We start from the raw sequence: 15,744 nt of genomic DNA, 5'->3' as shown, positions 1-15,744 counted from the left end.
CAATGTTCGGCCGATTGGCGTACCCGATTCATCGTTCAAACCATTAGGATCGAGCAAGGCTTCTTATTCCAGGTATCAAATCTGCAATGTCATCTTCATAGAATCGTAACCCATTGCCCTTAAGCATCAACTATCATGGGAAGATAAGTCAGGATCACTTGTTTGATACGCAGCGCATGTGGTAAGTAGTTGTTACAAAGGAGAGGATGCAACATGAACTTGAAGCAACCAGCTAAAAAAGCAATCGTCACTTTGACTATGGCGGGCGTCGTCGGCCTTAGTGCATTCGGAGCAAATCATGCTGTTTTGCCACTGCAGCAGGCTGAAGCCGCCACGGCGGCAAGCGCCGAGGATTATGCTGCCGAGCACGCGCTCAAGACGCTCAACAGCTTTTATAAACCTGCATTGAAGGGACAATTCCCCGGTGCGGTCAGCGGATTAACGATCGGTAAAAGCACGAAGCAGGACGTGTACAAGGCCATTGGCGAGCCTTCCGTGCCAGGCAAGGATGCCGATGCCTTCGACGTATACGGGGCCAACATGGGGAATCCGGGCTACGCCTTCTCCTACAAGCTGAATAAGATTCGCGAAATGCGTTATTTTGGCACCAATGTGGAACGACAGACGAACATCGGCGGCATCACCATGAAAATGCTGAAGAAGAATTGGTTTGCTCCGGATGCCACCACCACATTCAAGAACGGAAAAACGAAGCAAACCAAGCTGACTTACCATCGTGGTGAATATAAGCTGGAGTTTATCTTCAACAGCAGCACGGAACTGGATCATATTAATCTGCTGAAAAAGTAACGGTTGAATCAATTCATTTTAATTTTCTTGAATAACGGTTCGCCACATTAAGAAAAACCCCGGTCTCTTGAAGAGATCGGGGTTTTTGGCTTACATCAAATACTGTGTCAACACGTCTTCCATCCATGCCTGACTTTGCTCCAGCCGCTTCAATCCGGCTGCCAGCATACCGATCTGCTCCTGCAGCACATGGGAATCATCGGTCCCTTCCCGATAGCGGCTCAAAAAATGCAAGAAAACGTCAACCAAACGCAAGCGCAGCAGTACCGGTATGGCAGCAATCTCCTCTTCGGTCAGCCGTACGCGGCTGGCAAAGCCTTCGCAGAACTGCCGGATAGCGACCTTCTCCTCCGCCATTCCCAAGAATCCCGAAATAACGACCGCAGGTTCCATCGCCCTGACATCCTTTGTGCAAAACTCGAAGTCGAGCAACGCGATGACCTTGCCCGATTGTTCCGAATCTACGAGCAGGTTTGAAAAGTTCAGGTCCCCGTGGACCAGCTGCTGCGGCAGATTTTTCAGGGATTCCAGCCTGCCGGATATCTCGGTGTACGCTTCTTGAAGGATTTGCAGCGCGTTTCCTTGTTCCTGGAACTCGACGGGCGGTCGCTTGCAGAAATCCTGAATGAATGTCCTGCTGCACGAAGGATACGATTGAAGCAGCTCGTAATAGGGCGGATACACCGGCTCCATTCCAATCGAACAAGCCGCAAGTGCACTTACCAGTTCTCCCGTTTTTTCCCCGAAGGAATAAGTCGATTGAATGCTCTCTTCATCCGGTCGCGCTCCTTCAATGTATTCGAATAGGCAAGCGTATCGATCACTTCCGTCCTGAACCCGAACCATCTTATCGCCAGACGTTGATGGAACAGGCGTTGGGACCTTAAAGCTAAGGGGTGCCCGCTGGAGCGAGTCCAAAACAGCAAACTCGAATTCGATCCTTGCCTTGTCACGATGCGTATTGTAAATGCGCATGACCGAAGGCCGATGCGGGTTATGAATAAAAAGGGTCGTATTGTTCCAGCCCGTAGGGCCGTTCACCGTATCTCCGTACCACTCGGGCCAATACGATTGCAGAAGCTGCTGAATCATGATCCATCCTCTCTTACCTTTATAAATCCTATCGTAATCCGAAAATATCATCATTTTTCGCGAAATTTCTTTGGTTTTCGCAATTATAACCTTTACGCCAAGCTGCATTGTCTATTAACAACAATAAGCTCTATAACACCGCATCCCTCACCACCCGGAAACCGCAGTTGCCCGTCGAGCTGTCGGGTGTATTCCCGCTCCGCGCCGCGACTCGATACCGGTTGCAGTAGGATCTGTGGCACAGGTACGAACCCCCGCGCATCGACCTTCTGCCGGTAGGCTCCCCATAGAACGGATTGTTCGCCGAGGTCTGTTGATGATACGACGGGCTGAACCAATCGCCGCACCATTCCCATACGTTGCCGGACATGTTGTACAGTCCGTAACCGTTCGGTTTGTAGGCATCCACCGGCGCGGTTCCGATGTACCCGTCGCTGGCGTTATTTTTGACCGGAAATTTGCCCTGCCATATGTTGCATTGATGCTCTCCGTCCTGTTTCAGCAGATCTCCCCACGGATAGGTCCTGCCCTCCAAACCGCCGCGAGCCGCATATTCCCATTCCGCTTCCGTCGGAAGCCGCACGCTTGCCCACTGACAGTAAGCCGCGGCATCGTTCCAGGATATATGTACGACCGGATGGTCCATTCGGTCTTCGATGCTGGAATCCGCCCCCTCGGGTGCTGCCCAGTATGCCCCTTCGACCACCAGCCACCAAGGTACCTCTTGCGGCACCTGGGCTACTGCTGCCTTCGTTTCCTCCGAAGCCAGCAGTTCAAATACAAACGACCAGCCGAACCGTTCCGCTTCCGTCACATAACCGGTGGCTTCCACAAACCGTTGAAATTCCCCATTCGTTACGGCATGGGACGAGATCTCGAATCCGGAGACGGTTACGCTGCGAGCCGGCCCTTCCCCGTCACGAGGGAAACCTTCATTCGAATTCGTGCCCATCGTAAACGTCCCTCCAGGCAGCATGATCATATCGGTATGAAAATCAGGATCAGACTGTTCATCATACTTTTCGTCTCTCATAGTGCCAATAAGAGCCTTCTGGCCGGATCCCGTCGACTGCACGTGCGTTCTGGATCCTGCGCAGCAGGAATGTGGTTCTCCCATGTTATCTGTTCCTCCTATCCTTGATACGGAGAACAGGACAACCGCTGTCAGAGCGGTTATCCTGCTTCACCTTGCTATTGCGATTACACGAACTCCCGAGGATGACGGCGCATCAGCTCCGGCACCGCTTCTCCCCGGCCCGTGTTCTTCAAACGCTCGATATACCGGGGCAAATGACCTTTGGCGTGGTAAGGTCCCCCCTCTTTCATGACCGTCCACAATGGATCCACGTCAAACGGCATTGTCGACATCATGTGATCATGCCACTCATTCAGCAGATAGACGGCCTCCCGGCAAAGATCCGGTCTTTGAGACGCCTGGTTGTGCTGCTCATACACATCCTCGGTGATATGGAACAGCATTTCTTTGTCGAACAGATGAAAGCCGTCATGATAGGTACGAATGTACAGCCAATCTCCAAACCGCACGCTTCGCTGGCAGACGTGTGCACATTGGGATACCACCAGATACTCCCTGCCGCTCTCGCGTCCGCTTCGCAGGGTCTCGGCATAACTGACTCCATCCCAGCTTCTTGCCGGTGCCACGTTCATATATTCCGCCATCGTAGGCAGTAGATCCAGATGATAGTGCAGATTGCGATCCGATATCCCTTGCATGATGCCTGGCCCCCGGATAATCATCGGAATGCGGCAGGTTCCCTGATCCGCTGTGCCATGTTCTCCATAAATCCCAAGCTCCCCCATGTTCTCGCCATGATCCGCCGTTATGATTACGATCAAGTCATCCATAACGCCCTTGGATTCCAGCAGCTCGAAGATGGCCCCGATATGCTCGTCCATATGCCGAATGCCGCAATCATAGCCGTCCACCATCGTCCGCAAATCCTCCATCGTCCGAATCTCTCCGGGATGACGCGGGTAATCGGGGGATACATCACTATTATACATGTTAATTTCGTTTACACCATGCGGGCCGACCTTCTTCTGATGCTCCTGAAGCACGTCTTCGGATAACCACTCCGGAAGAGGATCATGCTCGAACGGATTGCCCAGCGACTGAGGTGCACGATACGGCGTATGCGGATCCCAGAAGTTCACATAGAGCATCCAGTTATCTTCATCGGCGTTGCGATCCAGCCAGTCCAGCACGACCGGAGACACTTCCTCAGCCGACTCCAAGCCGCCTTTGCCTGTATTATACATTTCATTGAAGCCCGCATAGAAGGTCCAAGCGGAATGGCGCTCTCCAAACGGACTGATCAACGCGGTTTTCATGCCGGCCCGGCGAAAAATGGCGGGAAAACTCTCCGAAGCCAGCTTGTCGCGGAAATCCCGCGTAATGCCTTCATGCCGCACGTCGGCTGCCGAGCCTCCATGACCCACGACGCCGTTATGAATGCCGAACTTGCCGGTCATCAGCGCGGTTCTTGATGGAAAACATGGAGCGTCGGAGGTATAGTAATTGTCGAAGCGTACGCCTTCCGCCGCTATCCGGTCAATGTTGGGCGACGTATTCCGATGGTATCCGTAACACCCTAAATGATCCGGTCTGGTCGAGTCCAAATCCAACAATAATACTCTCATACACGTATCGCTTCCTTCCTCATCCCTTTTCTCTTATCCTTACATGTCAGCGTTTACAAAATGACTGCTATTGACAGAAATTATAGGCCAGTGCTTCCTGTTGAGTCGATGTACATTTCGTTAATTTGTTGTACGATTCTCCTTCAATTTTGGTTAGCAGACCTGTAAATTCCAACAAACACCTACTCATTGGAAGCATAGATATGCTAGGCTATAGGTATAAAATCACTGCGAGGTGCTTGTCTGTGATCCAGTTAATGAGCGTGAATTTTGATGATCATATCCCGAACTGGCGGACTCAGCTAGAGACGATCCGTTACAACGTGCTCGTTGTGGTAAGAGAAGGCAAAGTGAGGTATGAAATCAACGGGGAGGAGATCATTGCGGAAGAAGAAGACGTGCTCTTCATCCCGCAATCGACGAAACGGAGCGGCGGCAACTGGAATGGCATCCCTCATCGGAAATACACCATTCTCTTTACGATGGATCCTCAGGTAACCACAGGCATTCCGTTTCTGGATGGAGGGCAATTCCTCAAATTCAACCTTGCGCATATTCAGTATGCCTACCGCCGCTGCGAGCGATTATTCGAGGAAATGCGCGGCGGCAAAAGCTACCGCTCCATGATCTGTCAGGGCATCATGCAGGAGCTGCTCGGCATGCTGGCCCGGGAACTCGAGAAGACCGAGCTGCCGCCAAGCAAAAGAAATTATGCGGACACCATCAAATCGTATCTGTTGGACCATTACCGCGAACCGATTGAAATCGATAAACTCGCGAAGTTAATCCATCGTTCCCCCAATTATGCCACCGCCCTCTTCAAGGAGGTGTACGGTCATTCCCCGATTCGGTACATGCACCAGCTGCGCGTGCTGGAAGCGTGCGGCCTGCTGCTTCATTCCGACATGACAATCGCTCATATCGCCCACTATCTGGGTTATTATGATACGTCCTATTTTTATCGCATGTTTAAAAAATACACCGGTCTGTCACCCTCCGACTATGTGCAACAGGGCAACCGGTCCGATGTATCCAATCTGTTCACCTAATGCTTATCCGCAAATATTCATTTGATGGACGGCTTTTGCCCCGCAAACTGAAGGACATGGGACAAGCCCTGATGCCCCTGTCCTTCCTGCCGAACGACCTCACCCATGAAAAAATGGACAATTCGCCAATCCGCAAAAGCTTCGAGGAAATCCCCGGGCGCGTATAAAAACTGAGGATCTTGCGGTCCCCCGCTTCGATAAGGAATCTGGTACGGGGAATACACTTCGGTGAGAAAATATCCTCCCGGCTTCACCGCGGTTTTCACGCCTTCCAGCGTCCTTGTTCTCAATTCTTTGGGAAAATGTCCGAACACGCAAATGATCTCATCCCATTGCTCCTTCGTCCACTGCGCTTCCCCAAGGTCCACAAGCTCGGTGCGAATCTCAACGCCGCTGGCTTCGGCCAGCTTATTGGCTTTGTTCAGGCCGGACTCCGCATAATCCCACACGGTAACGTTCATGCCTTCGCGTGCCAGAAACACCGCATTTCGTCCTTCGCCCTCCGCGATCGCAAGCGCATTACCCGTTAATGCCAACCTCTTATGCATGTCGGCTATAAATACATTGGGCTCGGTTCCGAAGACATAGTCTTCGCCCTGAAACCGTTCATTCCATGGATTCATCATTGGATCCCCCCTATTGATCATCAATTACTTGAATAACATTGGGCATATCACCATATTACCATGCCTGTTTCATCCTCTGCAGCATCGCCTCTTACTTAAACGATAGAACCATCATAGAATGTCCAGCCAAATTTTGATGGCCGTTGCCAGGATCAAAACGGCCAAAATGATCTGCAGTATCTTTGTGTTCATCTTCTTGCCTGCGGCCGCACCGAGTGGAGAAGCGATCAAGCTGGCAACAACCATAATAAGGGCGGGGATATAATCCACTTGCCCCGTCGTCAGTTTGCCAACCGTCGAACCTATGGATGAGATGAAGGTGATCGCAAGCGATGTGGCAATGGTCATCCGCGTCGGTATTTTCAATACAACCAGCATGATCGGAACGAGCAGGAACGCGCCGGCCGCTCCGACGATACCGGCTCCGATTCCGACCACAAGAGCAAGCACAGCGGCCAGCCATTTATTGAACTTGACCTGATCCAGGGGAATATCGTCCACCCCTTTGTTCGGGATGAACATCATCACGGCCGCAACCAGCGCCAATATGCCGTAGATGAGATTGATGCCGCCTTCGCTCATCATCTTGGAGCCGAAACCGCCGATGAAGCTGCCCAGCAATATGGCCGAACCCATATAGATAATGAGCGTTTTGTTCAGATATCCGCCTTTGCGGTATGCCCACACGCCCCCGATCGTGGCAAAGAATACCTGTACGGCGCTGATGCCCGATACTTCATGCGCGGTGAAAGCCGCAAGGCCGAATAACGGCGGGATATACAGCAGCATCGGGTATTTGATAATCGATCCGCCGATGCCAACCATCCCTGATATATAAGAGCCAATGAATCCGATTAAAAATATCGTTATGATGAAGGAGATACTTAGTTCCATCGTGCTGCCCCCTTATTTCTATTTAGAAAAGGGAACCTTCTGGTTCCCTCGGATCTCTTTACATCTTGTTTCATACGTTTATATCCATGGCCGATCTTGTTATCGCCCCTTGCTATGACTCCTAATTATGAATAATCCTGCCTCTTAACATCAGACGTCCTTGTTAAAATTAACGTACGGCACAGCGGTTCGGCCCAATCTCCATCTCACGCTGCCGCTCGGTGTCAGGGTTCATTTTCCCCATGTTGGTTTGACGGATTTCCTGATAACTGTTAGGCTGCGGCGGCAGATTCTGCGTTACCAATGTTCGGAATTCCGTCTCGTCGGCGATGTTGAGGCCATGGTTTTCCCGGTACAGCTCTCCCAATTTCTTCGCGACCGTCCCGTCCTCGTTCAATTCGTCCATGATCATGAAATGCGCCGGCAGCACGGTCAGATCATCCGATAGATGGGGGAAGCGGGCATAGAGCGTCTCCCGCAAATCGCCGACCCAATCGTCTGCCAGTCCCGCCAGATCCGGACGGCCGATGGAATCGATAAACAGAATATCGCCTGTCAGCAGGTAGCGGTCATCTATGACAAACGAAGTGGATCCGATGGTATGGCCTGGAGAATGGAGCGCATCGATGCGGATGGTGCTCCCGCCAATCACCACTTGATCGCCGTTCTTCAACGGCTCGTATTTAAACACGACCTCGCTGGCATCCTCTGGCGGAAGCCAGTATACGGCTCCTGTCTGCTCAGAAATCATTCGACCGCCGGAAATATGGTCTGCATGGAGATGGGTATCGAACACATGCTTGATTTGGGCATCCACGCTTTCGGCAAATTCAAGATATACCTCCGTCATGCGGGTAGCGTCAAACAAAGCCGCTTCGCCGTTCGATACCGCCATATAAGACAAACAACCTTTGCCGATACGAACAAACTGATATAGCGTGCCGCCATCCGCCAAGCTGCCGATTTTCAGCGGGACAAGATGTTCGCTCCAGGCTTTCATCCCCCCTTTTAAGTACGCGACATTCCGTCCGTGCTCGGCCAGCATCTCGGCCACCATCACCGACGATCCTTCCTTGGCGCATACAACCAGCACTTCTTGATCCATCGGGATTTGATCCAATATTTCTTCCACGCCGTCAATCAAATCAAAATAAGGGATATTCAAATGCCGAACTCCTTCGCCCTCAATCTTCCAATCTTCAAAATCCGAAGGGTTCCGCACGTCCAATAGAAACAGGCTCTCTTTGCGAATCACCTTCATGGCCACTTCTTGCGCTTTCATTTCTCTCATTGTCATGGTGCTCTTCCTCCTCTTAAATTCAGTCATTGGATCTGATAAATTGCACATTCCTTCCGGCTGCCCATTGTAAATACGAAGTGCTAAGCATGCTTATTGGACAGCCATCTTAAGCATCTGCGCCATCATCCAAGCCCAATGTTTCACCTCTCCAGCCGCTCATGCCCGGCACCACGTTTATAATGCTTGCATAGCCTTTAGCTGAGAGCTTTTGCGCAGCGAGGTCGCTCCTTGTCCCGGTACGGCAGATGACATAGATTTCATCCTCTTTGTTCAGCTCGACCATGCGTTCATCCAGTTCGCCAAGCGGAATCGATACGGCATTGTGAATATGCCTGAAAGCAAACTCCGCCGCTTCCCTCACATCCAGGACGATGATTGGCGCTCCGGACGCAAGTTTCTCCTCCAGCTGATCATTAGACGCTACATGTGGATAGCTTCGTTCTGCCGTTTCTTCCCCTGACGATTTGCGAAGATAGTGCTTCAGCACATCCCCCTCTTCAATCGTACCGAGATATTGATGGCCCGTGCTTTCCGCCCATGCCTGCATGTCGGCCTTGGAACCTTTGTCGGTTGCCTCTACCTCCAGCACATAACCGGCTTCAAGATCCTTCATCGCTTTTTTCGTGCGGACGATGGGCATCGGGCATGCCAGCCCCTTAGCGTCCAGCTTCATATTCGATTCAATTGCTGTCATATCACATACAACCTCCATTGTTTAATTTATACCCGTAGGGGTATATTTCATTTCAAAAAAAGGGGGTGACTAACACACCCATTCTTTTCAAACAGACACGATTACTCTGTTTTGCCCTCCCATGCGAGCATGCCGCCCGTCATATTGACGACGTGATAGCCTTGGCTTTCCAAATATTCAGCTGCACGGCCGCTGCGGCCGCCGGAACGGCATACCATGATATATTCTTTCGACCGATCAAGATCCTGCTTGCGGAATTCAATCAGACCGAGGGGAATGTTGACGGCGCCCGGAATTTTCCCTTCCGCGACTTCTTCCGCTTCTCGCACATCAATGATATTCACGGCTGTCCCGTCACTCAACATCCGCTCTAGATCTTTTGGAGAAATTTCTCTCATGCTGATCAGCACTCCTTTTACTTTTAAATTTAAGACCAGGCATTCATGCCGCCCTTCACATTCGTTACCTTCACAAAGCCTGATTTCTTTAATGTTTTGCTGGCTTTGTTGCTTCGCATACCGCTTTGGCAGATCAATACCACTTCCCTCTCTTTGGAGAGCGACTCGCTGCTCGACAAGAGCTGATCCAGCGGAATATTGCGGAAACCCCGAATGTGATTTCCCTTGAATTCTCCCGGCGTCCGGACATCGATGAACTGCTTGTTCGCATTGGCATCCTTCAGCTCATGGTTTAGCTGAGCCGCGGTAATTTGCCTGACTCCTTTGGCCGGGAGAATTCTCCAAACGACAAACAGAATGATAAGTGCAATGAACAATACATTGAGAATATCCATCTTTATTCCCTCTCTTTATAACAGCAGCCTTCGCTGCTGTTTTCCTTAAATGAACAAGTTAACGTTGCCATCCTGAGCGTCGCCCAAATACGCCGCAACGCCCGCATACTCGATGCCGTCCAGCAGTTCTTCTTGCTGCAGCCCAAGCAGATCCATCGTCATCGTGCATGCAACCAGCTTCACGTCCTGCTCCTGCGCCATCTCGATCAATTGCGGAAGCGGAACGGCGTTGTGTTTCTTGATCACGTCCTTGATCATTTTGGGACCCATCCCGGCAAAATTCATTTTGGAAAGTCCCATGTGGTTGGATCCGCGCGGCATCATTTTTCCGAACATCTTCTCTATGAAGCTTTTTTTCTTGGGCAGCAGGACATCCTCATCCTTCCGCAATGCGTTCAGCCCCCAGAAGGTGTGGAAAATCGTCACCTCATGGTCGTATGCGGCCGCACCGTTGGCGATAATATAGGCAGCCATTGCTTTGTCATAATCGCCGCTGAATAATACGATCGTTGTCTTTTTTGTTTCTGTCACGTCATGATCTCCCCCTGTAATGCGTTTATTAATAGATCCAATAGCAAAGTCTCTTATACCCCTATGGGTATTAAAACACTCAAAAAAATTATCCCTTCTTAATCCAAAACTTCAGCACGCCGCCATCCTCTTGATGTTCCAGCATCTCGTTGCCCGTCGATTTGGCCCAAGCCGTCAAATCGCTCTTCGCGCCTTGATCCGTTGCATGAATCTCAAGCACTTGACCTTGTTCCATTTCTTTCATCTGTTTCTTTGTTTTCACGATCGGCATGGGACAGGCCAAGCCTTTAACGTCCAATAGTTTATCCGCGTTCATCATGATTCCTCCTTAAAATGGATGAGTATAAGATCTATATATACCCATGGGGGTATATTAAACGATATCGAAGGTCATGTCAATCTTATTTGTGGTTCCAGATATTGAAATGAGGGACACTTCCCCATTATCTGCTCTTAACTAGCAGATTTACCGCTTCAACCACAAGCTTCTCCGTATCCTGCCCGGTCTCTGCGGCCTGCTGTACGCATTCCACAAGATTTGAGCTGACGACAACGCCGATCGTCCGATCGATCGCCGTCCGCGTTGCAGACAGCTGGGTGATCACTTCCTTGCAATCCTGGTTCTCCTCCATCATTTTCAGAATGCCGCGCAGCTGCCCTTCAATGCGTTTCACCCGATTCTTCATCTGATCATTGTAATCCATCTGGATCCCCCTCCTGTCTGTGTACTATTATTAGGATGCATGATTTAAAGCATATAGGTTGCATGTCCTTAATATATACCCCCATGGGTATGTTGTCAAGTTTCGGCTGCCACAGCTTCATTGAGATGAGTTCTAACTTGCCGATTAACAGACATGTCTGATATTTGTCACACCTTTTTATGCTGCCCTATGCTATGATACCCCATAGGGTATATATAATCCATTCATAATTTGCACCAATTCAGGGAGGAATATTCGATGGGCAAAAAAATCGTCATTGTCGGCGGTGTAGCAGGTGGTGCCTCGGCAGCTGCCAGGCTGCGGAGATTGGATGAGAGCTCTGCCATTGTTTTAGTGGAACGCGGGGAATATATTTCGTTTGCCAACTGCGGTCTGCCCTATTATATTGGAGAAACTATAACCGACCGCAATAAGCTTATGGTGCAGACCGTACCCGGCCTTAGCCGCCGCTACGAACTGGATATTCGCAATCTCAGCGAAGTTACGTCCATTCTGCGTGATAAAAAAATGGTTACGATTAAAAACCTTGCTACCGGCGAAACCTACACCGAGAGCTATGATTATCTAATCCTGTCGCCCGGCGCGAAGCCCGTGGTGCCGGATATTCCCGGCTTGTCCGAAGCTCGTAACGTATTCACGTTACGGAATATCCCGGACACCGACCGAATCAAGCGGTACGTGGATGAAGTCCAGCCGAAGGAAGCCGTTATTGTCGGGGGCGGGTTTATCGGGCTGGAAATGGCCGAGAATCTGACGGATCGCGGCGTCCAGGTTACAGTCGTCGAAATGGCCAACCAGGTGATGGCTCCGCTGGATTACGAAATGGCGGCGATCGTTCAGTCGCACCTTAAAGAAAAAAAGTTCGTCTGATTCTTGAGGATGGCGTAGAAGCATTTCATGACGGCGGCCAACAAATCGAGCTTTCCAGCGGCAAACGAATATCAACCGAGATGACGTTGCTTTCGATAGGCGTTCGGCCAGAGAGCATGCTGGCGTCGGCTGCCGGACTTCCCGTCAATGATCGCGGCGGAATTCAAGTTAACGAATATATGCAGACCGCCGACCCGAGCATTTATGCCATCGGCGATGCGATTGAGGTAAAGGATTATGTCCTTCAGACCCAGGCCTTTATCCCGCTCGCCGGTCCTGCCAATCGGCAGGGACGCTTGGTTGCGGATCATATCTATGGTAAAAACAATCGTTACAAAGGCACGCTCGGTTCGTCGATTGCCAAGGTATTTGCTCTAACGGTTGCTGCGACAGGTGTTAACGAAAAGCGCCTAAAGCAGATGAACCTACCTTATCACGCCATCCATATTCACCCTTCGTCGCATGCCGGGTATTACCCCGGGGCGTATCCCATCTCCTTGAAGCTGTTATTCCATTCGGAAACAGGTCAAATCTATGGGGCGCAAGCGATTGGAGCAGATGGCGTGGACAAGCGAATCGATGTCATTGCTACAGCAATCAAGGGAAATCTCAATGTATGGGACTTGACGGAGCTGGAGCTTTCCTACGCGCCCCCTTATTCCTCCGCCAAAGACCCGGTTAACTATGCCGGATATGTTGCCGCCAACATCTTGGATGGCTTGGTTGAAACGGTCCAATGGCATGAAATCGACGAACTGGTTGAAAACGGTGCAACCTTAATCGACGTTCGCGAACCTAAGGAAAGGGAAGCCGGTTATATCGCAGGTTCCATTAACATACCCCTTAACGATCTGCGCAGCCAACTGAAGGAACTACCGGAGAGCGAAACGCTGTATGTGACTTGCCAGGTTGGGCTGCGCGGATATTTAGCGGCACGTATTTTGAACGAGCACGGCTTTCGGGTTAAGAATCTCGACGGCGGCTGGAAAACATACTCGTCCGTGTATAAGCCGTCCTAATCGATCCAACTTAAACTGCCTTGAATCGATGGACAACCGGATTGCTATTCAAAACAACATAAAAAAAAGCCCCGCCAATGCGGGGCTTTTTTTCTTTATTTGAAATAGATAATGGCTAAATCAGTTTATGCGCATACCATTTCTTGCCGCGGAAGCGCCATAGGAAGATCGCTCCTCGCACGCCCCATTCGCAGTTCATGGCCAGCCATACGCCAAGAATGCTCCAGCCCAGAACGATCCCCATAATATAACCGAGAATCACCCGGAATAGCCACATGGTCAGCATCGAAGTGATCGACGTAAAACGCGAGTCGCCTGCCGCACGCAGCGCCGATGGCAGAATAAAGCTTATCGACCATAGCGGAACCTGTACAAGCGTATTAATCAACAGCACCACGAACAGATCGTTCACGATTTCCGGAGGCGGGTTGAACAACCCGACCAGCGGGCGGTAGAGCGGCATCAAAATCAAACCCATCAAGGCCAGCGAGATAGCGCCAAGCCACAAAAAAGATTTGATGAACTTCCGGGCATCCGCTATATTACCGCGGCCGATGCATTGACCGACGACGGTCACAATCGTTAAAGACAACGCGCTGGCTGGAATCTGAAAGACGGCCGCAAGCGAAGATCCGATTGCGTTCGTTGCAATGGCGTACGTGCCCAGGCTGACGATAAACACTTGGGTTAACAGCTTTCCTCCGTTAAAGAACATCTGCTCGGCTGCGAACGGAAGCCCGATAAACATAATTTTGCGCAGCATCGATATCGGAAAATGAAACAGGTCCCGCAGGCGGATATGCAGCGTTGCGTCTACTTTAAACAGATAATAAAGCGCGCAGGCGGCCCCGGCAAAACGGGCGATGTTGATGGCCAGCGTCATGCCCATAACGCCCATATTCAGCAGCGTGATGAACACGATGTTCAGCAGAACGTAGAGCAGGTTCATGATCAGCGACAACGCCAGTGATGCGCGGGTCTTGCCGATACCCCTCAGCGCGCCGCAGACCGCCTGCACAATCGCAATCCCGATAAAGGAAGTGCTGCTTCCGATCAGATAAATCCGCGCACTCTCCAGCACTTCGGGCGACGCTGAGCCGAACAGCAGATTCAGCACCGGCTGGTGAAGCCCGATGATCAGCAGCGCGATCGCTAAAGCGATCATCGCCACCGAAGTTACCGTGGCGGCGGATGCCCGGGATACCATCATCGCGTTGCCGCTTCCCTTGTACTGCGCAACAACGACGGTGCCCCCGGTTGCCACTGCCACAAACACATTAATCAAGAAGATGTTCAAGGAGTCCACCATGTTCACGGCGCTGACCGCCGAAACGCCCGACGAGCTGATCATGGCCGTGTTGACCAGGTTCAACCCGATGATGAATGCCTGGTCGATCAATATCGGAAAAAATAAAGCAAAAATCTGCCGGTAGTCCATCGACTCGCCGGATAAATGATGTTGAAGCAAACCGTTCATTCGGGTTCGTAATCGAACCAACATCTGTCATCACATTCTTTTCGTTGTAATATAAAAAGAAAAAACTCTTCATGCGAAGAGCTTCAGGCTTACGTACGGTATTTAGAAATGGCTGCCGTAACCGTCGCTTGGGAGAGCTCACTCCCTCGCCAAGGGGACAATACGGATGGATTCATTTGATCCCGGATAAACCCCGTCTTTGATTGGAGGATATCACCAGACCCGGTTTCTGTCAACGAATGCAAGGCACAGAAAATGACCGTAAACCGCTGATATATGGAGCTTCATGGAAGCTTGCAGGTGATAACCCTTTATATGATGGTTTGAACCCGGGGACTCTTTGATGCAATTGACATCTTTCGCGGAAAATATGAATATATGAAAAAAAACGAGGCGCATCCATCGTCCGCTTCGTTTTTTGGGTGCGGTGTTCCGCTCCCTCAGCTAACATCAATGCTGATTTGGCAGTCCCCAAGCCTTCCCTTGGTCACTACTCCATACCAACTCTATCAAGCTGCATATGATATCAAATGATAGATTGGAGGAGGTCTGGTAGCATGACAACCCAAATAGAGTTCGATGCCGTTTTCAGCCTGGGGCACAACTGTCAGGTTGCCGCTCAGCTTAGAAGAAACAACCTGCGTCGCATGGCAGGTCCATGGGACTGGTTCAACTTCGCTTCAACCCGAGAATTTTGCAAAGTCATCCATCATCGATTCAGCGAATTCATGCTCCGGGAAAACCTGGATATCTACGGTAAATCCGTCAACTGTTATTATGTACGCGACAAACGATCCTCTTGTTTATCCTTCCACGACTTCCGGAACGACCCGAAGGAGCAGCCGCTATATGACTACCCTGCTTTCCGCGAACGGCTGGATCGAAGAATCGAGCGTTTTAACCGCTGCTTGAATTCGGATCGGAAGACGCTTCTCGTACGCATCATCCCGCATATAAAGGATGCCGAAACGATAAACCAGGTTATTCGCGAAACATACGCCAACCCGAACGTAACCCTGTTATTTGTCCTGCTTGGCAACCGTGAACAAATCGTAAATCTTCCCTCGTTCTCGGATCGGGTGCTTATCATACAAATCCCGAAGGGGGCGACCTGGGAAGGGAATTCGGATGCGTGGAAGAGCCTTCTTGGTGGGTTTTCGCTCACGAAAGGGGAATAAACGTTTGACAAAACCAGGTTTTTCC

Annotated in this window: 16 protein-coding genes and 1 pseudogene; 4 read left to right on the top strand and 13 right to left on the bottom strand. The window is 50.7% G+C overall.

Going from position 1 to position 15,744, the window contains the following annotated elements; all coding sequences use genetic code 11:
* The first annotated feature begins 213 nt into the window (after nucleotides 1–213).
* Nucleotides 214–810, top strand: a complete 597-nt coding sequence (locus P0X86_RS12650; protein WP_277748603.1) for a YjgB family protein — start codon at nucleotides 214–216, stop codon at nucleotides 808–810.
* 90 nt (nucleotides 811–900) lie between these two features.
* Here P0X86_RS12650 and P0X86_RS12645 read toward each other — a convergent pair whose 3' ends face one another.
* From P0X86_RS12645 to P0X86_RS12635, 3 genes are all read right to left on the bottom strand, one after another.
* Nucleotides 901–1,902 carry a phosphotransferase enzyme family protein gene (locus P0X86_RS12645; protein WP_277748602.1) on the bottom strand — a complete coding sequence of 334 codons (1,002 nt, stop codon included), beginning with the start codon at nucleotides 1,900–1,902 and terminating at the stop codon, nucleotides 901–903.
* A gap of 130 nt (nucleotides 1,903–2,032) precedes the next feature.
* Nucleotides 2,033–3,019 (bottom strand): formylglycine-generating enzyme family protein, encoded by a 987-nt coding sequence (locus tag P0X86_RS12640; protein WP_481858283.1) that lies wholly within the window; start codon nucleotides 3,017–3,019, stop codon nucleotides 2,033–2,035.
* Between the two features lie 83 nt (nucleotides 3,020–3,102).
* Nucleotides 3,103–4,563 carry a sulfatase family protein gene (locus tag P0X86_RS12635; RefSeq protein ID WP_096773348.1) on the bottom strand — a complete coding sequence of 487 codons (1,461 nt, stop codon included), beginning with the start codon at nucleotides 4,561–4,563 and terminating at the stop codon, nucleotides 3,103–3,105.
* A gap of 245 nt (nucleotides 4,564–4,808) precedes the next feature.
* Between P0X86_RS12635 and P0X86_RS12630 the strand changes: the two genes are divergently transcribed.
* On the top strand, nucleotides 4,809–5,612 hold the full coding sequence (locus P0X86_RS12630; protein WP_213577861.1) for a helix-turn-helix domain-containing protein: 804 nt from the start codon (nucleotides 4,809–4,811) through the stop codon (nucleotides 5,610–5,612).
* Nucleotides 5,613–5,629: 17 nt separating this feature from the next.
* Here P0X86_RS12630 and P0X86_RS12625 read toward each other — a convergent pair whose 3' ends face one another.
* The 9 genes from P0X86_RS12625 to P0X86_RS12585 form a co-directional block, all read right to left on the bottom strand.
* Nucleotides 5,630–6,235, bottom strand: coding sequence for a class I SAM-dependent methyltransferase (locus tag P0X86_RS12625; protein ID WP_277749028.1), 606 nt, complete (start codon nucleotides 6,233–6,235; stop codon nucleotides 5,630–5,632).
* 114 nt (nucleotides 6,236–6,349) lie between these two features.
* The gene (locus tag P0X86_RS12620) at nucleotides 6,350–7,132 is read right to left on the bottom strand and encodes a sulfite exporter TauE/SafE family protein (RefSeq protein WP_096773346.1); all 783 of its coding nucleotides are present in this window, start codon (nucleotides 7,130–7,132) and stop codon (nucleotides 6,350–6,352) included.
* A 169-nt stretch (nucleotides 7,133–7,301) separates the two neighbouring features.
* The gene (locus tag P0X86_RS12615) at nucleotides 7,302–8,429 is read right to left on the bottom strand and encodes an MBL fold metallo-hydrolase (protein WP_277748601.1); all 1,128 of its coding nucleotides are present in this window, start codon (nucleotides 8,427–8,429) and stop codon (nucleotides 7,302–7,304) included.
* A 109-nt stretch (nucleotides 8,430–8,538) separates the two neighbouring features.
* Nucleotides 8,539–9,126 carry a sulfurtransferase TusA family protein gene (locus tag P0X86_RS12610; protein WP_277748600.1) on the bottom strand — a complete coding sequence of 196 codons (588 nt, stop codon included), beginning with the start codon at nucleotides 9,124–9,126 and terminating at the stop codon, nucleotides 8,539–8,541.
* Between the two features lie 101 nt (nucleotides 9,127–9,227).
* Entirely contained in the window at nucleotides 9,228–9,524 is a 297-nt protein-coding gene (locus P0X86_RS12605; RefSeq protein ID WP_096773343.1) for a rhodanese-like domain-containing protein, read from the bottom strand.
* A gap of 29 nt (nucleotides 9,525–9,553) precedes the next feature.
* Nucleotides 9,554–9,919, bottom strand: coding sequence for a rhodanese-like domain-containing protein (locus P0X86_RS12600; RefSeq protein WP_277748599.1), 366 nt, complete (start codon nucleotides 9,917–9,919; stop codon nucleotides 9,554–9,556).
* A gap of 45 nt (nucleotides 9,920–9,964) precedes the next feature.
* Nucleotides 9,965–10,450, bottom strand: coding sequence for a DsrE/DsrF/DrsH-like family protein (locus tag P0X86_RS12595; RefSeq protein WP_015734628.1), 486 nt, complete (start codon nucleotides 10,448–10,450; stop codon nucleotides 9,965–9,967).
* A gap of 88 nt (nucleotides 10,451–10,538) precedes the next feature.
* Nucleotides 10,539–10,766: a sulfurtransferase TusA family protein gene (locus P0X86_RS12590; protein WP_096773341.1), complete on the bottom strand. Its 228-nt coding sequence runs from the start codon at nucleotides 10,764–10,766 to the stop codon at nucleotides 10,539–10,541.
* Between the two features lie 127 nt (nucleotides 10,767–10,893).
* Complete coding sequence (locus P0X86_RS12585) at nucleotides 10,894–11,154, bottom strand: metal-sensitive transcriptional regulator (RefSeq protein ID WP_009591350.1); 261 nt, start codon at nucleotides 11,152–11,154, stop codon at nucleotides 10,894–10,896.
* A 258-nt stretch (nucleotides 11,155–11,412) separates the two neighbouring features.
* On the opposite strand from P0X86_RS12585, the pseudogene P0X86_RS12580 reads away from it, so the two are divergent.
* Nucleotides 11,413–13,064, top strand: a pseudogene (locus tag P0X86_RS12580) (FAD-dependent oxidoreductase).
* Nucleotides 13,065–13,179: 115 nt separating this feature from the next.
* On the opposite strand, the gene P0X86_RS12575 reads toward P0X86_RS12580, so the two are convergent.
* Complete coding sequence (locus tag P0X86_RS12575; protein WP_277748598.1) at nucleotides 13,180–14,565, bottom strand: MATE family efflux transporter; 1,386 nt, start codon at nucleotides 14,563–14,565, stop codon at nucleotides 13,180–13,182.
* Between the two features lie 533 nt (nucleotides 14,566–15,098).
* Between P0X86_RS12575 and P0X86_RS12570 the strand changes: the two genes are divergently transcribed.
* Nucleotides 15,099–15,719, top strand: a complete 621-nt coding sequence (locus P0X86_RS12570) for a DUF1796 family putative cysteine peptidase (protein WP_277748597.1) — start codon at nucleotides 15,099–15,101, stop codon at nucleotides 15,717–15,719.
* Nucleotides 15,720–15,744 lie beyond the last annotated feature (25 nt).

It is taken from the genome of Paenibacillus sp. BR1-192 (assembly GCF_029542445.1).
Classification (GTDB): Bacteria; Bacillota; Bacilli; order Paenibacillales; family Paenibacillaceae; genus Paenibacillus_AQ; species Paenibacillus_AQ lautus_A.
The sequence above is the reverse complement of the archived record's forward strand: the minus strand, read 5'-3'. Positions and strand labels throughout refer to the sequence as shown.